Origin of the sequence: Pseudomonas sp. S30 (assembly GCF_016518545.1) — a bacterium.
In the GTDB taxonomy this organism is placed as follows: Bacteria; Pseudomonadota; Gammaproteobacteria; order Pseudomonadales; family Pseudomonadaceae; genus Aquipseudomonas.
Window position 1 is genome coordinate 17,853 of record NZ_JACVTO010000027.1, and the last position, 19,751, is coordinate 37,603.

General features: G+C 65.2%; 18 protein-coding genes. 14 read left to right on the forward strand and 4 right to left on the reverse strand.

All coding sequences use genetic code 11. The features are described from left to right. The first annotated feature begins 2 nt into the window (after positions 1–2). Genes IAE34_RS22325 through IAE34_RS22335 form a run of 3 tightly spaced genes read left to right on the forward strand, consistent with a single transcriptional unit; the run spans position 3 to position 2,172 of the window. Positions 3–794: an ABC transporter ATP-binding protein gene (locus tag IAE34_RS22325; protein WP_200141129.1), complete on the forward strand. Its 792-nt coding sequence runs from the start codon at positions 3–5 to the stop codon at positions 792–794. Beyond that, positions 791–1,567: an IucA/IucC family C-terminal-domain containing protein gene (locus tag IAE34_RS22330; protein WP_200141130.1), complete on the forward strand. Its 777-nt coding sequence runs from the start codon at positions 791–793 to the stop codon at positions 1,565–1,567. Before IAE34_RS22325 ends, IAE34_RS22330 begins: the two co-directional genes overlap by 4 nt. Next, positions 1,564–2,172: an RraA family protein gene (locus IAE34_RS22335; RefSeq protein ID WP_200141131.1), complete on the forward strand. Its 609-nt coding sequence runs from the start codon at positions 1,564–1,566 to the stop codon at positions 2,170–2,172. Before IAE34_RS22330 ends, IAE34_RS22335 begins: the two co-directional genes overlap by 4 nt. A gap of 175 nt (positions 2,173–2,347) precedes the next feature. Here the strand turns inward: IAE34_RS22335 and IAE34_RS22340 are convergent, their stop codons facing one another. Further along, the gene (locus IAE34_RS22340; RefSeq protein ID WP_200141132.1) at positions 2,348–2,758 is read right to left on the reverse strand and encodes a PA2817 family protein; all 411 of its coding nucleotides are present in this window, start codon (positions 2,756–2,758) and stop codon (positions 2,348–2,350) included. A gap of 125 nt (positions 2,759–2,883) precedes the next feature. Then, positions 2,884–5,331, reverse strand: a complete 2,448-nt coding sequence (locus tag IAE34_RS22345; protein ID WP_200141133.1) for an acyl-CoA dehydrogenase — start codon at positions 5,329–5,331, stop codon at positions 2,884–2,886. Between the two features lie 179 nt (positions 5,332–5,510). Here IAE34_RS22345 and IAE34_RS22350 point away from each other — a divergent pair, with 179 nt between their 5' ends. From IAE34_RS22350 to IAE34_RS22360, 3 genes are all read left to right on the forward strand, one after another. Next, positions 5,511–6,134: a glutathione S-transferase gene (locus IAE34_RS22350; RefSeq protein WP_200141134.1), complete on the forward strand. Its 624-nt coding sequence runs from the start codon at positions 5,511–5,513 to the stop codon at positions 6,132–6,134. A gap of 146 nt (positions 6,135–6,280) precedes the next feature. Next, on the forward strand, positions 6,281–7,213 hold the full coding sequence (locus IAE34_RS22355) for an ABC transporter ATP-binding protein (RefSeq protein ID WP_200141135.1): 933 nt from the start codon (positions 6,281–6,283) through the stop codon (positions 7,211–7,213). After that, positions 7,210–7,989 carry an ABC transporter permease gene (locus IAE34_RS22360; RefSeq protein ID WP_200141136.1) on the forward strand — a complete coding sequence of 260 codons (780 nt, stop codon included), beginning with the start codon at positions 7,210–7,212 and terminating at the stop codon, positions 7,987–7,989. The genes IAE34_RS22355 and IAE34_RS22360 overlap by 4 nt, the downstream gene beginning before the upstream one ends. Here the strand turns inward: IAE34_RS22360 and IAE34_RS22365 are convergent. Beyond that, positions 7,873–8,499: a DUF2062 domain-containing protein gene (locus IAE34_RS22365; protein ID WP_200141137.1), complete on the reverse strand. Its 627-nt coding sequence runs from the start codon at positions 8,497–8,499 to the stop codon at positions 7,873–7,875. The two genes, IAE34_RS22360 and IAE34_RS22365, sit on opposite strands and share 117 nt — an antisense overlap. A 142-nt stretch (positions 8,500–8,641) precedes the next feature. Between IAE34_RS22365 and IAE34_RS22370 the strand changes: the two genes are divergently transcribed. The 8 genes from IAE34_RS22370 to murB all read left to right on the forward strand — a co-directional run bounded on the left by IAE34_RS22370 (position 8,642) and on the right by murB (position 15,525). Further along, a complete protein-coding gene (locus IAE34_RS22370) occupies positions 8,642–10,864 on the forward strand; it encodes a DNA internalization-related competence protein ComEC/Rec2 (protein ID WP_200141138.1) in 2,223 nt (740 codons plus the stop codon). 122 nt (positions 10,865–10,986) lie between these two features. Continuing rightward, positions 10,987–11,622, forward strand: coding sequence for a MotA/TolQ/ExbB proton channel family protein (locus tag IAE34_RS22375; RefSeq protein ID WP_200141139.1), 636 nt, complete (start codon positions 10,987–10,989; stop codon positions 11,620–11,622). Continuing rightward, positions 11,619–12,053: an ExbD/TolR family protein gene (locus IAE34_RS22380; protein ID WP_200141140.1), complete on the forward strand. Its 435-nt coding sequence runs from the start codon at positions 11,619–11,621 to the stop codon at positions 12,051–12,053. The genes IAE34_RS22375 and IAE34_RS22380 overlap by 4 nt, the downstream gene beginning before the upstream one ends. Further along, the gene (gene lpxK, locus IAE34_RS22385) at positions 12,053–13,048 is read left to right on the forward strand and encodes a tetraacyldisaccharide 4'-kinase (RefSeq protein ID WP_200141141.1); all 996 of its coding nucleotides are present in this window, start codon (positions 12,053–12,055) and stop codon (positions 13,046–13,048) included. Before IAE34_RS22380 ends, lpxK begins: the two co-directional genes overlap by 1 nt. Before the next feature lie 50 nt (positions 13,049–13,098). Then, positions 13,099–13,284: a Trm112 family protein gene (locus tag IAE34_RS22390; protein WP_196180351.1), complete on the forward strand. Its 186-nt coding sequence runs from the start codon at positions 13,099–13,101 to the stop codon at positions 13,282–13,284. After that, positions 13,281–14,045: a 3-deoxy-manno-octulosonate cytidylyltransferase gene (gene kdsB, locus IAE34_RS22395; protein WP_200141142.1), complete on the forward strand. Its 765-nt coding sequence runs from the start codon at positions 13,281–13,283 to the stop codon at positions 14,043–14,045. The genes IAE34_RS22390 and kdsB overlap by 4 nt, the downstream gene beginning before the upstream one ends. Next, positions 14,045–14,509 (forward strand): low molecular weight protein-tyrosine-phosphatase, encoded by a 465-nt coding sequence (locus tag IAE34_RS22400; protein ID WP_200141143.1) that lies wholly within the window; start codon positions 14,045–14,047, stop codon positions 14,507–14,509. The genes kdsB and IAE34_RS22400 overlap by 1 nt, the downstream gene beginning before the upstream one ends. Next, positions 14,506–15,525, forward strand: a complete 1,020-nt coding sequence (murB, locus tag IAE34_RS22405; protein WP_200141144.1) for a UDP-N-acetylmuramate dehydrogenase — start codon at positions 14,506–14,508, stop codon at positions 15,523–15,525. Before IAE34_RS22400 ends, murB begins: the two co-directional genes overlap by 4 nt. A 241-nt stretch (positions 15,526–15,766) precedes the next feature. Here murB and rne read toward each other — a convergent pair whose 3' ends face one another. After that, the gene (gene rne / locus IAE34_RS22410; protein ID WP_200141145.1) at positions 15,767–19,165 is read right to left on the reverse strand and encodes a ribonuclease E; all 3,399 of its coding nucleotides are present in this window, start codon (positions 19,163–19,165) and stop codon (positions 15,767–15,769) included. Between the last annotated feature and the right edge of the window lie 586 nt (positions 19,166–19,751).

A 19,751-nucleotide genomic window follows, 5' to 3' on the forward strand; every position in this document is an offset into this window, starting at 1 on the left:
AAATGAATTCCCTTGCCAGCGAAAGCCTGTACCTGGGCTATGCCGGCCGCGCCATCATCGAGGGGTTGGACCTGACCCTGCCACGTGGGCAGGTCAGCGTGCTGATCGGCAGCAACGGCTGCGGCAAGAGCACTCTGCTCAAGAGCTTCGCGCGGCTGCTCAGGCCCACTGCCGGCAAGGTGCTGCTCAACGGCCAGGACATCCAGCGCAAGCCCACCGCCCAGGTGGCACGGGAGCTGGCGATCCTGCCACAGATGCCGGTAGCGCCGGAGGGCATCAGCGTACGCCAGTTGGTGAGCCTGGGCCGCTACCCCTACCAGAGCTGGATGCGCCAGTGGTCGGCCGATGACGAGGCTGCCGTGGCCCGCGCCCTGCAGCGTACCGATCTGCAGGCACTGGCGGCACGCCCCGTGGACGAGCTTTCCGGCGGCCAGCGCCAGCGTGCCTGGATCGCCATGGCCCTGGCTCAGGAGACCGAACTGCTGCTGCTCGACGAACCAACCACCTTTCTCGACCTGGCGCACCAGATCGAAGTGCTCGACCTGTTGCGCGAGCTCAACCGCCGCGAGGGCAAGACCGTGGTGATGGTGCTGCATGACCTCAACCTGGCCAGCCGCTACGCCGACCACATGGTCGCGGTACACGATCGTCGCGTGTGCGCCCAGGGCAGGCCGGCGCAGATTCTCGATCAGGCACTGGTCAAGCAGGTGTTCGGGCTGGAATGCCGGATCATCGCCGATCCGTTCTTCGGCACGCCGCTGTGCATTCCCTTCGGCCGTGACATCGCGCCATGAAGGGGGGCGAGACGTTCAGCACCTGCGAGTGGGACGCCTTGGCGGGCCCGCTGCGCTTGTGCAAGGCTGCTGACGCTGCCTCGGGCCTGCCGGCCGCGCACTGGCTGGAGGAAACGCGGTGTGCCCAGTGGCTGGATGGGTTGGGCCCGGTGATCGGCTCACCTACGCGGCGTATCACTGCCTCCTTGCTGGGCAAGCGCCTGTCATTCCTCATGACCGGCGCCTGTCTCTACGCGATGTCCGCCTATGACAAAGGCTTGGCGCTGACGCTGGACAATACCTTGGTCGACGCCCGCCACGATGGTCGGGTGTGGATCTCTTCACTGCCTCTGCGCGACCTGCGCACCACCACACCCGCAAGCGACCAGCGCGATGCCTGGCGTCTGGAGGTGACGACCGCACTGTTTGCGGGGCTGTTGCAGCCGCTGTGGGAGGTGTTCCATCGAGTGAGTGGCGTACCCAGGCGCATTCTCTGGGAGAACACGGCCGTGCGCGTGTACTCGCTTTACGAGCGGCGGTTGGCCACGCACGAAAGCCCTGAAGTGCGCGAGCGGGCCCAGGCCGATCTGCACTGGCTGCTGGCCGAGGCCTCGAACGAGGTGTTTGGCCTGGCCTACAACCCACTGGCGCACTTCGACCGACCGCCTACCCCCTTGCCGGGCACCGACCGCAGTGTGCGAGTGCGCCGCACCTGCTGCTTCTACTACCAGGCCAGCGACCCTGTCGAATATTGCTCCACCTGTCCTTTGACCTGCCCGAGGCCCTCCCGATGACTACCTTGCCGACTTGCTCCCCCTGCCTGGTGGAGGCTTATCGCAGCATCAGCAGCTCGACCATCGGCCATTTCGGCAGGGACGGTCATCTGGCCGGGCTGATGCCGTTGGCGCCTGATGTCCACCTGGCAGGGCCAGCCTTCTGTGTCGAAGTGCAGGCCCCCGATGGTGCGATCCTGCGCGAGGCCCTGATTGCCTGCCCGCCTGGAGCGGTGCTGGTGGTGGCCTGCAGGGGCGACCTGCAGTGCGCCTGCTGGGGTGAGCTGCGAAGCCTGGCAGCACTGGTCAAGGGCGTGGCCGGGGTAGTGATCGACGGGCCGGTGACTGATGTGCGGGCGGTGCGGCAGTTGCCGCTACCGGTGTTCTGCACCGGAGTCAGTGCCTACACCACGCGCTCGATCGGCGAGCACGGCAGCGTGGGCCAGCCCGTGCAGGTTGCAGGGGTATGGGTGCGCCCAGGCGACCTGATCGTGGGTGACGATGACGGCGTTCATGCCCTGGGACAGGCGCGAGCCGGGGAAATGCTGGCAGCGTTCGAGCACAAGCAGCGACAGGATGCCGAACGTCGTGACGGGTTGTTTCGGCGCTGGCAGCAGGGCCTTTAGCGAGTGCTGCCAGCCCGGAGGATCAGGTAGCCAGCCATGCCGGTCGCGCCAGCTTGCAGCATGGGTGAACGACCGTCCAACGGCGAGTCTTCGCCTCGATACGCAAGGCTGCTGGCGAGTCCATGAGTCAGCCGTTCGATACTGGCCAGCCCGTGCTGACGGACGTAGCGAGCTGTCAGTGCCGCTCACCTTTGTCGGGTGCGCTCAGCAACTGCTTTTCCAGGTGCCAGTCGAAGGGTTCATCGTGCTGTTCGGCTTCGTAGCGGCGCTCTTCCAGTGCCTGGTACAGGTCGAGTTCGTCGTCGGGCATGTAGTGCAGGCAATCGCCCCCGAAGAACCACAGCAGGTCTCGCGGCACCAGGTGCGCGATCTGCGGGTAGCGGGTGATGACCTGGCACATCAGGTCCTGGCCCAGGTACTGGCTTTCCAGAGGATTTTGCGGCAGCAGGCTCAGCAGTTCATCGAAGCGTTCGAGGAACAGCAGATGATTCTCTTCCGGCACCTGCTCGGCCTCGCCCAGAGCCACCAGAATGGTGCGCAAGTGTTGGAGCAGTTGCAGGTGATACTCCAGGTGGGAGTTGGCCATGGAAGGTCCTCGGTAGCTGAAACGGGGGCAGGAGTATACGCAGGTTTCGTCCGCCAGGGCAGGGCAGAGGTCGCCGCGTGCGATCGCCAACCCGTTGCGGTTGGCGATCGACTGTTCTCACCGCCTCAGCGAACCTTGCCTTCGGCAGGCCGCAGTTGGTCCTTGTCGAACGCGTCCACGTCGATCACGCGCCGACGCGCCGATTCCGCCGCGCGAAGCCGTTCACCGTCAGCGGTTTGCAACACGCCAGCCTGCACGGCAGCGTCGATCAGCGACTGGCCTGGAGCAGGTTGCAGCTTGCCCTCCTTGACGGCCTGATGCAGTGCCTTGTGCAGCGGTTCGGCCTGCTCCAGCAGATCGCTGGCCTGCTGCAGCGCTGCCACCGGGTCACCGTCGGCCTGAGGCCGGTAGCAGCCGGCGAGCAATTCCTCAAGCGCCGGATCGCCTTTGTGTCGCCCGATCAAAGCAGCTACCTCGGCATCCAGTTCGTCGCTGGGGCCGGTATGACGGCGACCGAAGGGGAACACCAGTACGCGCAGGGCGCCACCGAGCAGGCGATTGGGGAAGTTGTCGAGCAATTGGTCCAGCGCCGTTTCCGCCTGCCCCGAGCTTTCCTCCAGGGCCCAGCGCAGCAGGGGCTGCATGTGCTCGGGTGAGCCGAGGTCGTGGTAGCGCTTGAGTGCGGCAGAGGATAGGTACAGGTAGCTGAGCACGTCGCCCAGGCGTGCGCTGAGCCGTTCCCGGCGCTTGAGGGCGCCCCCGAGCAGCATCATGGACAGGTCGGCCAGCAGCGCGAAAGCTGCCGCCTGGCGGTTCAGCGCGCGGAAGTAGCCCTGGCTGAGGTCGTCACCGGGCATTTTCTCGAAGCGCCCGAAGCCCAGTCCCAGCACGAAGGTGCTGGCAGCGTTGCCGATGGCGAAGCCGATGTGCTTCATCAGCAGGCCGTCGAATTCCTTGAGGGCCTCGTCCCGATCTTCACGGCCCGCCACGGCCATTTCCTTCAATACGAAAGGATGGCACCGAATCGCACCCTGGCCGAAGATCATCAGGTTGCGCGACAGGATGTTGGCGCCCTCGACGGTGATGAAGATGGGCGCGCCCTGCCAGTTGCGGCCCAGGTAGTTGTTCGGGCCCATGATGATGCCTTTGCCGCCGTGTACGTCCATAGCATGCTGGATGCATTCGCGGCCACGCTCGGTCAGGTGGTACTTGAGAATGGCTGAAAGCACCGAGGGTTTCTCGCCCAGGTCCACCGCCTTGGCGGTGAGCAGGCGTGCGCTGTCCATCAGCCAGGCGTTGCCGCCGATCCGCGCCAGTGATTCCTGGATGCCCTCGAATGCCGAAAGAGGCACATTGAACTGCTCACGGATGCGTGCGTACTGCCCGGTCACCAGGCTGGTGTACTTGGCCGCGCCGGTGCCGACGGCAGGCAGCGAGATGGAACGCCCGACCGACAGGCAGTTCATCAGCATCATCCAGCCTTTGCCGAGCATCTCCTGACCGCCGATGAGGAAGTCCAGCGGCACGAATACATCCTTGCCGCTGTTGGGGCCGTTCATGAACGCAGCGCCCAGCGGCAGGTGTCTCTTGCCGATTTCCACGCCCGGCGTGTCGGTGGGGATCAGTGCCAGGCTGATGCCGAGCGATTCTTCGTCCCCCAGCAGGTGCTCGGGGTCGTAGGCCTTGAACGCCAGGCCGAGCAGGGTGGCGACCGGGCCAAGGGTGATGTAACGCTTCTCCCAGTTCAGGCGCAGGCCGATGACTTCTTCGCCATTCCACTGGCCCTTGCAGACAATGCCGGTGTCCGGCATGGCGCCTGCATCGGAGCCTGCCAGTGGACCGGTGAGGGCGAAGCAGGGGATGTCGTCGCCACGCGCCAGGCGCGGGAGGTAGTGGTTGCGTTGCTCATCCGTACCGTAGTGCAGCAGCAGCTCGGCCGGGCCGAGGGAGTTGGGCACCATCACCGTGGAAGCCAGGTCACCGCTGCGCGTTGCCAGCTTCATCGCCACCTGTGAATGGGCATAGGCCGAGAAGCCTTTGCCGCCATATTCCTTGGGAATGATCAGGGCGAAGAAGCCGTGCGTCTTGATATGGTCCCAGGCCGCCGGCGGCAGGTCCATGTCCTGGCCGATCTGCCAATCGCTGACCATGGCGCAGAGCGTCTCGGTCGGCCCATCGATGAAGGCCTGTTCCTCGGCGGTCAGTTCCGGCGCGGGATAGGCCAGCAGGGTGTTCCAGTCGGGCTGACCACTGAACAACTGGCCGTCCCACCACACGGTACCGGCGTCGATCGCCTCGCGCTCGGTCTGCGACATGGGCGGAAGGGTACGCTGGAACCAGCTGAAGACCGGCGCGCTGAACGCGCGGCGGCGCCAGTCGTGGAGCAGCAGTACCGCCGCGGTTGCCGCCATGACCAGCCACAGCACGGCCAGCAGCCAGCCAGGCGCATGGCTGAAGATGCCCATCAACAGCACATACCCGGCCGCTATCGCAATGATGTGCAGCGGCGCCAGGCGCCGATGGATGAGATACGCGGTACCGATCACCAGCAGCACCAACCACAACAGCAACATAGACCTTCCTCCTTGGACGCTAGGGCTCGAACCCTCTGCGCAAGGATAGACGGGCTGCACGCAGTGGCTCGCTCTGAACAGTGACAGGGTGTGGCGCCAGGAGTTTCAAAGGCCGCCAGCGGTACAGCGGTGAATACAAGGAGTAGACTGTGCAGCTCTGTCTTGCCGAGGACGCAGTGATGATCAGGATCTGGGGCCGCAAAAATTCCAGCAATGTGCGCAAGGCGCTGTGGATCGCTCACGAGTTGGGCCTAGCGTTCGAGTCGATCGATGCTGGTGGCGCGTTCGGTGTGGTCGATGAGCCTGACTATCGCGCGCGCAATCCCAACGGCCTGGTCCCGATGCTCGAGGATGGCGAGCTGGTGCTGTGGGAGTCCAACGCCATCGTGCGCTATCTGTGCGCCGAATACGGCGCCGAGCAGGGGTGGTATCAGGCAGCGCCACGCCAGCGCGCCCTTGCGGACAAATGGATGGATTGGACCACCTCGTCCCTGGCCGGACCGTTCAAACCGCTGTTCTGGGGCCTGTTGCGCACGCCCGAGGCGCAGCGCGACTGGGTGGCGATCGAGGCTGCCCGGCAGCAGTGCGCGCGACTGCTGTCGATCGCCGATCAGGCGCTGGCGCAGCAACCGTACCTGTCGGGCGAGCGCATCGGCATGGGCGACATCCCATTGGGATGCTTCGCCTACGCCTGGTTCGAAATGCCCATCGAACGCCCCGATCTGGCCCATCTCCAGGCCTGGTACGAGCGGCTCAAGGTACGTCCGGCCTATCAGGCCGGGGTCATGACAGCGCTGACCTGATCGAACACCGCGAGCCTTTCGATAGTCACTATCGATACGCATGACTGTACTTGTGCAGCCCGGCCTTGCACCATGATCACCTCTTCGACGGCGTCAGCGTCCTGCGCTGGCGCGTTTCCGACCCTTCTTTTCGGTACGTGACCTGTATGAGTTCTGCCCTGTCCATTCGACAGCTGACCAAGACCTACGGCAACGGCTTCCAGGCCCTTCAGGGTATCGACCTGGACGTTGCCGAAGGCGACTTTTTCGCCTTGCTCGGCCCCAACGGCGCCGGTAAATCCACCACCATCGGCATTCTTTCGACCCTGGTGAACAAGAGCAGTGGCTCCGTCAATGTCTTCGGCCACGACCTGGATCGCCAACCCGCCGCGCTCAAGCGCAGCCTCGGCGTGGTGCCCCAGGAGTTCAATTTCAACCAGTTCGAAAAGACCTTCGACATCGTCGTCACCCAGGCCGGCTACTACGGCATCCCACCAAAGCTGGCCAAGGACCGCGCGGAGCAGTACCTCACGCAGTTGGGTCTGTGGGACAAGCGTGACGTGCCGTCGCGCTCGCTCTCCGGCGGCATGAAGCGCCGGCTGATGATCGCCCGGGCGCTGATCCACGAGCCACGCCTGCTGATCCTGGACGAACCGACCGCTGGGGTGGACATCGAGTTGCGCCGTTCGATGTGGAGCTTCCTGACCGAGCTGAACCAGAAAGGCATCACCATCATCCTCACGACGCACTACCTGGAAGAAGCCGAACAGCTGTGCCGCAACATCGGCATCATCGACCACGGCACCATCGTCGAGAACACCAGCATGCGCCAACTGCTGGGCAAGCTGCATGTCGAGACCTTCGTCCTCGATCTGCGTCAGGACCTGGCTGCCGCCCCTGTGCTGCAAGGCTATCCGTGCCGCCTGATCACCCCGCATACGCTGGAAGTGCAAGTGGACAAGGACATTGGCATCACCGCGCTGTTCGGCCAGTTGGCCTTGCAGAACATCGAAGTGCAGAGCCTGCGCAACAAGACCAACCGTCTCGAGGAGCTGTTCGTGTCTCTGGTGGAAAAGAATCTGTCCAAGGTGGCGGTATGAGTATCGAACTGCGCACGAACTGGGTCGCCCTCAACACCATCGTCTATCGGGAAGTGCGACGCTTCCTGCGCATCTGGCCGCAGACCCTGCTGCCGCCGGCGATCACCATGGTCCTGTACTTCGTGATCTTCGGTAACCTGATCGGCCGGCAGATCGGCGACATGGGCGGCTTCACCTACATGGAATACATCGTGCCGGGGCTGATCATGATGTCGGTGATCACCAACTCCTATGGCAACGTGGTTTCGAGCTTCTTCGGCAGCAAGTTCCAGCGCTCGATCGAAGAGCTGATGGTTTCGCCGGTGTCGCCACACATCATCCTGGTGGGGTATGCCCTGGGCGGCGTGCTGAGGGGCCTGGCGGTGGGGGTGATCGTCACCCTCCTGTCGATGTTCTTCACCCACCTGCAAGTGCACCACCTGGGCGTGACCATCGTCGTGGTGCTGCTGACCGCCACGATCTTCTCCCTGCTGGGCTTCGTCAATGCGGTGTTCGCGCGCAATTTCGACGACATCTCGATCATTCCGACCTTCGTGCTGACGCCGCTCACCTACCTGGGTGGCGTGTTCTACTCGATCAACCTGCTGCCGCCGTTCTGGCAGACGGTGTCGCTGGCCAACCCGGTCCTGCACATGGTCAATTCGTTCCGCTACGGCATCCTAGGGGTGTCGGACATCAGCATCGGCACGGCCATCACCTTCATGCTGGTGGCCACCGCAGTGCTCTACGCCCTCTGTGTGCGCTTGCTGGTCAGCGGCCGCGGCATGCGTACCTGATCGACCGAACCGGCGTCGGCGCCACTGCCGCGCGACCCACCAGCGCCAGTAGAGCAGGGTGGTGAAATAGGCGGCGATGCCCAGCAGCACGCCGCACACCACCGAGCCGAGCAGGAATGGCTGCCACACCGTGGACAACTGGTCGGTGATCCACTGGAAGGTCAACTCGTCCGGCAGAGTGCGTGGCGGCACCTGCAGCAGCCAGGCGCCGGTCATGTAGGTGACGAAGAACACCGGCGGCATGGTCAGCGGATTGGTCAGCCAGACCAGGCTGACGGCAATCGGCAGATTGCCCCGCACAGGAATCGCCAGCGCAGCGGCCAGCAGCATCTGCAGGGGAATGGGAATCAGCGCTGCGAACAATCCCACGCCCATTGCCCTGGCCACCGAATGACGATTCAGGTGCCAGAGGTTGGGATCGTGCAGCAGGCGTCCGAAGAAGCGTAAGGATTTGTGTTCCCGGATGCTGGTCGGATCGGGCATGTAGCGTTTGAAAAGACGGCGCGGCATGTAGGCCCCCGGGGCTGGAATAGGGCGAGTATGCCGGGATTTCACCGCAGTCTCGTTCAGAGTTTGTGACAATTATTAAGCGAACGCTGCGCGCACCGCTGCCTAGGCTGGTCGGGTGTCGGAAATCGCGGAGCTTCGATAAATGCGCACAGGGATGTTGGCGCTGGTGCTCGGGCTATTGAGCCTGAGGTTTTTACCTGTATTGCCCTCGCTGGGAGGGCTCTTGCTCCTGTCATTGCTGGCGCTGCTGTGCTTGCGCAGCCGTGCGTGGCCCGCTGGTTGGTGGCTGCTGGGACTGTGCTGGGGATGCTGGTCGGCCCAGCAGGCGCTGGATGACCGTCTGGCGCCTGCATTGGATGGGCGAACGGTGTGGCTGGAGGCCAAGGTGGTGGGCCTGCCGTCCAACACGGGCAGCAGCGTGCGTTTCGACCTTGAAGAGGCTCGATCCCGACGTGGACAGTTGCCCAGCCGGCTCCAGGTGAGCTGGTCTGGCGGGCCCAAGGTCAGGGCTGGCGAGCGGTGGCGGCTGGCGGTCACCCTCCAGCAGCCTGGCGGTCTGCTCAATCCCCATGGGCCCGATCGCGAAGCCACCTTGCTGGCACGGCGCATCGGCGCCACGGGGACCGTCAAGGCGGGCGAAAGGCTCGAAACCGTGCAGGGCGGCTGGCGTGATCGCTTGCGGCAAAGGTTGCTCATGGTGGATGCCCACGGGCGCGAAGCGGTGCTGGCCGCGCTGGTACTAGGCGATGGTTCGGGCTTGGCCCGCGAGGACTGGCAGGCACTCCAGGCCACTGGGACCGTGCACCTGCTGGTGATATCCGGTCAGCACATCGGGCTGCTGGCCGGTCTGGTCTACGGCCTGGTCGCCGGCCTGGCGCGTTTGGGCTTCTGGCCCGGGCGCTGGCCCTGGCTGCCGTGGGCCTGTGGCCTGGCGATGGCCGCGGCCCTGGGTTACGGAGCCCTGGCGGGCTTTCAGGTGCCGGTGCAGCGGGCCTGTCTGATGCTCGCCACGGTGCTGTTGTGGCGCTTGCGCTTTCGGCACCTCGGCGCCTTTTTCCCACTGTTGCTGGCGCTGGCCGGTGTGCTGCTGATCGAACCGCTCGCCAGCCTGCTGCCTGGGTTCTGGCTGTCGTTCACGGCCGTGGCCACCTTGATCTACTGCTTCAGTGCACGTCTGGGAGGCTGGCGTGCGTGGCAGGCCTGGAGCCGCGCGCAATGGGTGATCGCAGTCGGGTTGCTGCCCGTGCTGCTCGCGCTGGGACTTCCGGTCAGCCTCAGCGCGCCGCTGGTCAATCTGCTGGCCGTACCCTGGATCAGCCTGGCGGTGTTGCCTTTGGCCCTGCTTGGTACTGCTCTGCTGCCATTACCGGGAGTCGGCGATTGGCTACTATGGAGCGCCGGCGGTCTGATCGACATCCTGTTTCGCCTTCTGGGCCAACTTGCCGAGTGGCAACCCGCCTGGATGCCCGAGCCCCTGCCGTTGTGGAGCTGGCTGTTGGTGTGTAGCGGCGCCGTATTGCTCCTGTCCCCGCACGGTCTGGCGCTGCGCGGACTGGGCGCGGTACTGCTGTTGGCGCTCTGGGCGCCGCGCGAACAGGTTCCGCTGGGGCAGGTGCAGGTGTGGCAGTTGGATGTCGGCCAGGGGTTGGCCGTGGTGTTGCGCACGCGTCATCACACGCTGCTGTACGACGCAGGTCCGGCCACGCGCTTCAGCGACCTGGGGGAAAGCGTGGTGCTGCCGACCTTGCGCCAGTTGGGTGTGGCGCATGTGGACCTGATGCTCATCAGCCATGCCCATGCCGATCACGCGGGCGGTGCGGCAGCGATTCACCGGGGCCTGCCGGTCACGCGGGTGCTGGCCGGCGAGCCCCTCCAGCTGCCGTCGGCCCTGCAGGCACGGGCGTGCGTCAGTGGCGAGCAATGGGAGTGGGATGGCGTGGTGTTTTCACTCTGGCATTGGCCACAGGGTCAGCACAGCAATGACCGCTCGTGCGTGCTGCTGGTGGCGGCACAAGGGGAACGCTTGCTGCTGGCTGGCGACATGGAGCAGGCGGCCGAGCGCGCTTGGCTGGCCGACAATCCGGGACTGACCATCGACTGGCTCCAGTCGCCGCACCATGGCAGCCGCACGTCATCGACCGAGCCCTTCATCCGCGCCACGGCGCCGCGCGCGGCGATGATCTCGCGCGCTCGGCACAACGTCTTCGGCCATCCTCACCGGCAGGTACTGGAACGCTATGCGCGTCACGGCGTGGCTGTCCACGACACAGCGGTGGGCGGTGCCCTGCGTCTGCAACTGGGCACCGGCAAGGGCGTCGAGGGACTGCGCGAGCAACGGCGGTTCTGGCGTGAGCCGCCCTCCTGATCCGCCGTCCACAGGGTAGGCGGGCGAGCCGCAGCGACTGCACGAGCGTCTTGATCTTCGGCAGATGAGCACCCGGCGTGCCTATGATAGAGTGGCGACCATTTTCAAGGGGAATGCTTACTGTGTGGGAATTGGTCAAGTCTGGCGGCTGGATGATGCTGCCGATCATTCTGAGCTCCATCGCGGCCATGGCCATCGTCGTGGAGCGTCTATGGACCCTGCGCGCCAGCCGGGTCGCGCCCTCGCACCTGCTCGGTCAGGTGTGGATGTGGATCAAGGACAAGCAACTGACCAGCGACAAGCTCAAGGCCCTGCGCGCCGACTCGCCACTGGGCGAGATCCTCGCTGCCGGTCTGGCCAATTCCCGTCATGGCCGCGAGATCATGAAAGAATGCATCGAAGAGGCCGCCTCCAGAGTCATCCATGAGATGGAGCGCTACATCGGCACCCTCGGAACCATCGCCGCCATGGCGCCGCTGCTCGGCCTGCTCGGCACCGTGCTGGGCATGATCGATATCTTCAGCGCCTTCATGGGCTCGCAGACGACCGCCAACGCGGCGGTGCTCGCCGGGGGCATTTCCAAGGCATTGGTGACTACGGCCGCGGGCCTGATGGTGGGCATCCCTGCGGTGTTCTTCCATCGTTTCCTGTTGCGCCGTATCGATGAGCTGGTGGTCGGCATGGAGCAGGAGGCCATCAAGCTGGTCGAGGTGCTTCAGGGCGACCGCGAGGTCGAGGTAGCCGGAGAGAAGGCGTGAAGTTCCGACGCAACCGCCAGCGGGAAAACGTCGATATCAACCTCGCCTCGTTGATCGACGTGGTGTTCGTGCTGCTGCTGTTCTTCGTGGTCACCACCACGTTCACCCGCGAGACCCAGTTGCGAGTGGAACTGCCCGAGGCGTCCAGCGGCGCCCCCGCGACGCCGGACGATGCCAAGCTGGTCGAGGTGACCATCAGCGCGGACGGCGTGTACTCGGTCAACAACCACTTGCTGCCCAAGAGCGACTTGACCGCGCTGACCGAGGCGCTGCAGCGCGAGTCCGGCGGTGACAGCACCTTGCCCCTGGCCATCAGTGCCGATGGCAAGACTCCGCACCAGGCTGTGGTCACGGCCATGGATGCAGCCGGCAAGCTCGGCTTCAGCCATCTGCGCATGACCACCGTCGAGGCGGCCCAAGGTACACCTTGATGAGTCTTGCCGATCGCCTGCTCAGCGCCTGGTACCGAGGTCACCCGGCCCTTGGGCTGTTGCGTCCGCTCGAGGCGCTCTATCGGCGCGTGGTGATGCGCAAGCGTGCGCGCTTCCTCAGTGGCGCGGACCCCAGCTACCGTGCCCCGGTCCCGGTGGTCGTGGTCGGCAACGTCACCATCGGTGGCACCGGCAAGACCCCGATGATCCTCTGGCTGATCGAGCATTGCCGGCGCCGTGGCCTGAAGGTCGGGGTGGTCAGCCGCGGCTACGGTGCCAGGCCGCCCAGCCTGCCCTGGAGAGTGGCGGCGGACCAGCCTGCGAGCCAGGCCGGCGACGAACCCCTGCTGATCGTGCAACGCACGGGCGTGCCGCTGATGATCGACCCGGATCGATCGCGAGCGGTGCAGGCGCTGTCGGCCAGTGAGCCGCTGGACCTTGTCCTGTGTGACGACGGCCTGCAGCACTACCGACTGGCGCGCGATCTGGAGCTGGTACTCATCGATGCTGCGCGTGGCCTGGGCAACCGCCGCTGCCTGCCCGCCGGCCCCCTGCGCGAGCCTGCCGAACGTTTGCAACAGGTCGACGCGGTGTTGTACAACGGCGCAATCGCCGATCCGCAGGACGGTTTCGCCTTCACCTTGCGCCCCAGCGCGCTGATCAACCTGCGTACCGGCGAGCGCCGCGCCCTGGACCACTTCGTTCGCGGCCAGGCCGTGCACGCAGTGGCCGGCATCGGTAACCCGCAACGTTTCTTCGATACCCTGATGGCGCTAGACTGGCAGCCAGTGCCGCACCCCTTCGCCGATCATGCCGAGTTCAACGTCCAGAATCTGACGTTCACGCCGGCATTGCCCTTGGTGATGACCGAGAAGGATGCGGTGAAGTGCCGTGACTTCGCCGGCGAAGACTGGTGGTACCTGGCTGTCGATGCGCAGCCTTCGCCAGCCTTCGTCGACTGGTTCGACCGGCAACTCGCCCACCTGCTGCCCTGAGCGGCATTCACGCTTTTTCCATTCCGGCCTCCGGCCTCAAGGACCTCTCGATGGACACCAAATTGCTCGATATCCTGGCCTGCCCGATCACCAAGAGCCCACTCAAGCTCAGCGCCGACAAGACCGAACTGATCAGCAAGGCTGCCGGCCTGGCTTATCCCATCCGCGACGGCATCCCGGTCATGCTGGAGAGCGAAGCGCGCACCCTGACTGACGATGAGCGCCTGGATAAATGAGCGTCGCGTTCACCGTCGTCATCCCCGCGCGGATGCATTCCACACGCCTGCCGGGCAAGCCCCTGCTGCCGATCGCCGGCAAACCCATGGTCCAGCATGTCTGGGAGCAGGCTCGCAAGAGTGCTGCCAGTCGGGTGGTCATCGCCACCGACGATCCGGCCATCGTCCAGGCCTGCGAGGCGTTCGGCGCCGAGGTGCTGCTCACCCGCGCCGACCATGAATCGGGCACCGATCGCCTGGCCGAGGTGGCCCAGCGCCTGTCGCTGCCCGCCGATGCCATCGTGGTCAATGTCCAGGGCGACGAGCCGCTCATTCCGCCGGTCATCATCGACCAGGTCGCCCTCAACCTGGCGGCACATGCCGAGGCCGGCATCGCCACCCTCGCCGAGCCGATCCACGCGCCGCACGCGGTCTTCAACCCCAATGCCGTGAAGGTGGTCAGCGACAAGCACGGCCTGGCGTTGACCTTCAGTCGGGCGCCGCTGCCCTGGGCCCGCGACGCGTTCGCCCGCGACCAGGCGCAGCTCCCAGAGGGCGTACCGTACCGCCGCCACATCGGCCTGTACGCGTATCGGGTCAACTTCCTCCAGGACTTCGTCAGCTGGGGGCCTTGCTGGCTGGAGCAGACCGAATCGCTGGAGCAACTGCGTGCACTCTGGCACGGCGTGCGTATCCACGTCGCCGACGCCCTGGAGGCGCCGGCCGTCGGCGTCGATACCCCTGACGATCTCGAGCGCGTGCGGCGCTTGCTGGAGGCCTGATGCGCGTTCTGTTCGTTTGCCTGGGCAACATCTGCCGTTCGCCCACTGCCGAGGGGGTACTGCGTCATCAACTGCGGTCCGCAGGCTTGCAAGACCGTGTGCAAGTGGCCTCGGCGGGCACGGGTGACTGGCATGTAGGCGAGCCGCCCGACCGGCGCACCTGCCAGGCGGCACTGGCCCGTGGCTACGACCTCAGCGCGCAGCGTGCGCAGCAGGTCACGCCAGCGCATTTCGAGCAGTACGACCTGATCCTGGCGATGGACAAGAGCAACCTGCGCAACTTGCAGGCTTTGCGTCCAGCCGGCGCGAGCGCCGAGCTCGACTTGTTCCTGCCGCGCTTCGGTGCAGCACTGGACGAAGTGCCAGATCCCTACTATGGCGGCAAAGAGGGCTTCGAACAGGTGCTGGACCTGATCGAGGCGGCCTGTCGCGAGCTGGTCACGCAAATCAAGGGGCGGGCATGAGCATCCAGTGGCAGGAGCAGGTATCGCTCAAGCCGTTCAATACCTTCGGTATCGATGTACGCGCCCGGTGGTTCACTCAGGCCCACGACGACGCGCAGATACGTTCGGCCCTACAGGCCGCTGCACAGCGACAGGTTCCTGTACTGGTGATCGGCGGTGGCAGCAACCTGCTTCTCACCCATGACGTGGACGCCCTGGCATTGGTGGTGGCCAGTCGCGGTCGCCGGATCTGCAGTGACGAGGGTGGACATGTCGTGGTCGAGGCCGAGGCGGGTGAGCCTTGGCATCCCTTCGTGCAGTGGACCTTGGCGCAGGGCCTGTGCGGTCTGGAGAACCTCAGTCTGATTCCTGGCACGGTGGGCGCTGCACCGATGCAGAACGTCGGCGCCTACGGCGTGGAAATCAAGGACGTCTTCGCCGGTTTGACCGCGCTGGACAGGGAAACGGGCACGCTGTGTGAGTTCAGCCTCGAGCAATGCGGCTTCGGCTATCGCGACAGCGTGTTCAAGCGCAACCCGGGACGCTGGCTGATCCTGCGGGTACGCTTCGCGCTGACCCGTACGCTGCACGCTCATCTGGACTACGGGCCCGTGCGTCAGCGGCTGCGTGAACACGGTGTCGAGCAGGTGACCGCCCAGGCCATCAGCGATGCCATCAGCAGCATCCGCCGGGAAAAGCTGCCCGATCCTTCGGTGTTGGGCAATGCTGGAAGTTTTTTCAAGAATCCTGTGGTACCCGGTGCTCTGGCCGAGCAGCTTCGTGAGCGCCATCCCAATCTCGTGGCCTACCCGCAGGCCGATGGGCAGGTCAAGCTGGCGGCTGGCTGGTTGATCGAGCAAGCCGGTTGGAAAGGCCATCGTGACGCCGATGCTGGTGTGCACAGCCTGCAATCGCTGGTGCTGGTCAACCATGGTGACGCCAGTGGTGAGCAGATCCATGCGCTGGCTCGGCGTATCCAGGCCGATATCCTGAAGCGTTTCGGTGTGGAGCTGGAAATGGAGCCCAACGTCTACTGAAGCCTGCCTGGCACTTGTCTGCGTCAAGGCCAGACAAGGCGCAGCAGGGTGTAGAGGCGCCGAGCCCTGGAGTACCTGAGCATTCGCACCCGGTTAAACTGCCGTCCGGGCAAAGCTCAGGAACAGTCCGGGGCAGCCTGTACAGGGAGCAGCCCCGCGTCGAATCACTTTCCCGAGCGCAGCACAATGAAAAGGCCCCGCCAGTTCGCACTGGCGGGGCCTTTTCATTCAGCCGGTCGAATCAACCGTGATGAGGCTTGTGCTCATCCTCGGTGGTCTGCACCGCAGAGGCGGCTGCCTGTGCGGCGGCTGCCGCAGCGGCCTCGGCCTCGCGTCTGCGACGACGCACTTCACGTGGATCGTTCGGTGCACGGCCGTTGGGCAGCATGACGGTAGAGGCATCCACCGCAGCAGCGTCTTCGGCTTCAGCCGGTGCCGGTTCGACCTGGGCAGCTACAGGCGCCTGCTCAGGCGCTGCGGCTTGGGCCTGAACTTCAGGCTCCACCACGGCGGGCTCCACGACGGCGGGCTCTGCCTGGACGGGCGCCGGGGCGGGCTCTGGCGTTGGCGCTGCAACCTCGGCGGCGGGCGCCTGCTCGGCTTCGACCACTTGCACCACAGGCGCCTGGTTGACGGGCGCCTCGACGACGGCCTGCGGCTCGGGTGCTGCGACCTCGGCGGCCGGCTGAGGAACCACCTCGACCACAGGCTCGATGCTCGGCTCGACCACTGCGGGCTCGCTGGCGGGCAACTCGACCACAGGAGCGATTGCGTGCGCTTGAGCGCTAGCCTCTTGCTCATCCTGCTGCGGTTTGGCCTGCACTTGCTCCGCTCGCACCTGCTCCACGGCATCGGCCGGCTCTGCAGGCGTGCTCGGGGCGACGGTCGCCGTGGCGCGTTCGGCCTGCTGGTGGGCCTGAGCCTCGGCGTTGGCACTCACTTGAGTGCTGGCCACGGCGGCGGTCACCGCCAGGCCGGCAGCCAGTTCGGCACCCTGCTCGGTAGCCTTGTGCTGCTGAGGCTGTTGTTCCTCGCTGCCTTCGTCTTCGCCGCCTTCGATCAGCTCACCGTTGGCATTGCGTTGACGTTCGCGACGATTGCTGCGCCGGCGCTGGCCGCGCGAGCGACGACGTGGACGTTCGCCATCGGCTCCTTCCTGCTCATCCTGCAGCTGCTCTTCGTTCTGCAGTTGCTCCTCGCCTGGCTCGACGGCCTGCTCGGCAGCGCGTGGCTGGCGCTCTTCGCGTGGTTGACGGGGTTGGCGTTCCTCGCGCGGCGCTCGCTCTTCGCGGGCTACCGGCTCTTCCTGCGCTGGGCGTTCATCGCTAACGGACGGCTCGGCCTGTTGCTCCTCGCGCGGTGCACGTTCCTCACGAAGCACGCGTTCCTCACGGGGCGCGCGATCTTCGCGCGGAGCACGTTCTTCACGAGGCGCGCGCTCTTCACGCGGAGCACGTTCTTCACGTGGTGCACGCTCTTCACGAGGCGCGCGTTCTTCACGTGGTGCACGCTCTTCACGAGGGGTGCGCTCTTCGCGGGGCGCTCGTTCTTCACGGGCGACGCGCTCTTCGCGTGGAGCACGCTCCGCACGGGCCGCTGGTGCGGCATCCAGAGGCTCGCGCAATTCACGTACGCGTTCTTCGCGATTGCCGCGGCGGTCTTCACGAGGCTGGCGCGACTGACGTTCTTCACGCGGTGCGCGCTCTTCACGAGGCGCACGTTCCTCACGTGGTTGACGCTCCTCACGGGACGAACGCTCGTTGCGCTCCTCGCGCGGCTTGCGTTCCTCGTCACGACGACCGTTGCGGTTGCGGCTCTGCTGGCGGCTGTTGCGACGCTCCTCATTGCGCTGAGTGCGCTCGGCAGCGGGCTTCTGGGGCGTGGTGGCCGGGGCGACCACGGCTTCTTCCTTGCCGGCGAACAGGCTGACCAGCGACTTCACCAGGCCTTTGAACAGGCTCGGTTCGTGCGCGGCAGGAGCGGCGACGGGGGCGGTTGCCGGAGCGCTCTGCGGTTCTTCGCTGGCGACCGGGGTGGGCGCGTTGGTACGTGCCGGTGCGGTCTTGACCGCCGCTTCCTGGCGAACCAGGGTGCGGGTCGCGGTCGGTTGCAGCGCTTCCTCGGCTTCGCTGGTGGCGATTTCGTAGCTGGACTGGCTGGTCAGCACGTCCGGATTGTCATCGCGCAGGCGCTGGACTTCGAAGTGCGGGGTTTCCAGGTGATCGTTCGGCAGGATGATGATGCGTGCGCGAGTACGCAGTTCGATCTTGGTGATCGAGTTGCGTTTCTCGTTGAGCAGGAATGCCGCGACCGGGATCGGCACCTGGGCGCGCACTTCGGCAGTGCGGTCCTTCAGCGCCTCTTCTTCGATCAGGCGCAGGATGGCCAGCGACAGGGATTCCACGTCGCGGATGATGCCGGTGCCCGAGCAGCGCGGGCAGACGATGCCGCTGCTTTCGCCCAGGGAAGGGCGCAGACGCTGGCGGGACATCTCCAGCAGGCCGAAGCGCGAGATGCGACCCACCTGAACACGGGCACGGTCGGCTTCGAGGCACTCACGCACGCGCTCTTCGACCGCGCGCTGGTTCTTGGCCGGGGTCATGTCGATGAAGTCGATGACGATCAGGCCGCCGATGTCGCGCAGACGCAGTTGGCGGGCGATCTCCTCGGCCGCCTCCAGGTTGGTCTGCAGGGCGGTTTCCTCGATGTCGCTGCCTTTGGTGGCGCGCGCCGAGTTGATGTCGATGGAGACCAGTGCCTCGGTCGGGTCGATGACGATGGAGCCGCCGGACGGCAGGTCGACGACGCGCTGGAAGGCGGTCTCGATCTGGCTTTCGATCTGGAAACGGTTGAACAGCGGAACGCTGTCTTCGTACAGCTTGACCTTGCTGGCGTACTGCGGCATGACCTGGCGGATGAAGGTCAGGGCTTCTTCCTGGGCGTCGATGCTGTCGATCAGGACTTCACCGATGTCCTGGCGCAGGTAGTCGCGGATGGCGCGGATGATGACGTTGCTTTCCTGGTAGATCAGGAAGGGTGCGGCGCGATCCAGGGACGCTTCCTTGATGGCGGTCCACAGTTGCAGCAGGTAGTCCAGGTCCCACTGCATTTCCTCGCTGCTGCGACCCAGGCCGGCGGTACGCACGATCAGGCCCATGTCACCCGGTACGGTCAGGCCGTTGAGGGCCTCGCGCAGTTCGTTGCGTTCCTCGCCCTCGATGCGGCGAGAGATGCCGCCGGCGCGGGGGTTGTTGGGCATCAGCACCAGGTAGCGGCCGGCGAGACTGATGAAGGTGGTCAGGGCGGCGCCCTTGTTGCCACGCTCTTCCTTCTCGACCTGGACGATGACTTCCTGGCCTTCGCTCAGCACTTCCTTGATGTTGACCCGACCTTCGGGGGTCTTCTTGAAGTACTCGCGGGAAATTTCTTTGAGCGGCAGGAAGCCGTGACGTTCGGAGCCGAAGTCGACGAAGGCGGCTTCGAGGCTGGGTTCGATGCGGGTGATCTTGCCCTTGTAGATGTTGGCCTTCTTCTGCTCTCGCGCACCGGACTCGATGTCCAGGTCGTAGAGGCGTTGGCCATCCACCAGGGCTACACGCAACTCTTCGGGTTGAGTTGCGTTAATCAGCATTCTTTTCATGTTGTACCGTCGGTTTCCGGGCTGCCGGAAACGGCGTTCGGCACACACGACTTCTCATGGTCGGTGCCAAGGTGCGCAGAGGGTGGCACGCCACCCCCGTGTCCAGCGACGTTCGGCACCAGCCGGTTGCCCAGCCTGCCGTTGTCGCGACGACGCGTCCTGTTTTGCGGTGCCTATCGCACTCAGTCAGGAGGAGGAATCAGCCGAGGGCCGTGGACGCCTCAGGGGCATCTGCAAACACCGGTTCCGCTCGCCGGACCCTGATGATGGGCCGGTGCCGGCCGTGCCTCACGGTCCGGGCTGTACATCTCCACCCTGCACGTATCCCTGATAATTCGGGTGCTGCCGCGCGCTGAATCCGCAACGGGTTGCATTTTTCGCCAGCGCCGAATCTGCGCTGACGCCATTCATGTCCAAGGCAGCTGTTTCCGAAGCATTCGCCAGGCGCTGCGTGGAAGCGACGAGGCGGGCAGGGGCATGCGAAAAAGAACAGGAGGGAAATGGAACACCGCACTTGTCGTTTTTTTCGTTCTTCTCTGCTCGGCGCTGGTGGCGATTCCAGGCAATTCGGTAAACTGGCGAACAC

Bases quoted from the DNA above. Each gene is read 5' to 3' on its own strand.
- IAE34_RS22325 (WP_200141129.1), top strand. From the start codon at position 3: ATGAATTCCCTTGCCAGCGAAAGCCTGTACCTGGGCTATGCCGGCCGC.
- IAE34_RS22330 (WP_200141130.1), top strand. From the start codon at position 791: ATGAAGGGGGGCGAGACGTTCAGCACCTGCGAGTGGGACGCCTTGGCG.
- IAE34_RS22335 (WP_200141131.1), top strand. From the start codon at position 1,564: ATGACTACCTTGCCGACTTGCTCCCCCTGCCTGGTGGAGGCTTATCGC.
- IAE34_RS22340 (WP_200141132.1), bottom strand. From the start codon at position 2,758: ATGGCCAACTCCCACCTGGAGTATCACCTGCAACTGCTCCAACACTTG.
- IAE34_RS22345 (WP_200141133.1), bottom strand. From the start codon at position 5,331: ATGTTGCTGTTGTGGTTGGTGCTGCTGGTGATCGGTACCGCGTATCTC.
- IAE34_RS22350 (WP_200141134.1), top strand. From the start codon at position 5,511: ATGATCAGGATCTGGGGCCGCAAAAATTCCAGCAATGTGCGCAAGGCG.
- IAE34_RS22355 (WP_200141135.1), top strand. From the start codon at position 6,281: ATGAGTTCTGCCCTGTCCATTCGACAGCTGACCAAGACCTACGGCAAC.
- IAE34_RS22360 (WP_200141136.1), top strand. From the start codon at position 7,210: ATGAGTATCGAACTGCGCACGAACTGGGTCGCCCTCAACACCATCGTC.
- IAE34_RS22365 (WP_200141137.1), bottom strand. From the start codon at position 8,499: ATGCCGCGCCGTCTTTTCAAACGCTACATGCCCGATCCGACCAGCATC.
- IAE34_RS22370 (WP_200141138.1), top strand. From the start codon at position 8,642: ATGCGCACAGGGATGTTGGCGCTGGTGCTCGGGCTATTGAGCCTGAGG.
- lpxK (WP_200141141.1), top strand. From the start codon at position 12,053: ATGAGTCTTGCCGATCGCCTGCTCAGCGCCTGGTACCGAGGTCACCCG.
- IAE34_RS22390 (WP_196180351.1), top strand. From the start codon at position 13,099: ATGGACACCAAATTGCTCGATATCCTGGCCTGCCCGATCACCAAGAGC.
- kdsB (WP_200141142.1), top strand. From the start codon at position 13,281: ATGAGCGTCGCGTTCACCGTCGTCATCCCCGCGCGGATGCATTCCACA.
- IAE34_RS22400 (WP_200141143.1), top strand. From the start codon at position 14,045: ATGCGCGTTCTGTTCGTTTGCCTGGGCAACATCTGCCGTTCGCCCACT.
- murB (WP_200141144.1), top strand. From the start codon at position 14,506: ATGAGCATCCAGTGGCAGGAGCAGGTATCGCTCAAGCCGTTCAATACC.
- rne (WP_200141145.1), bottom strand. From the start codon at position 19,165: ATGAAAAGAATGCTGATTAACGCAACTCAACCCGAAGAGTTGCGTGTA.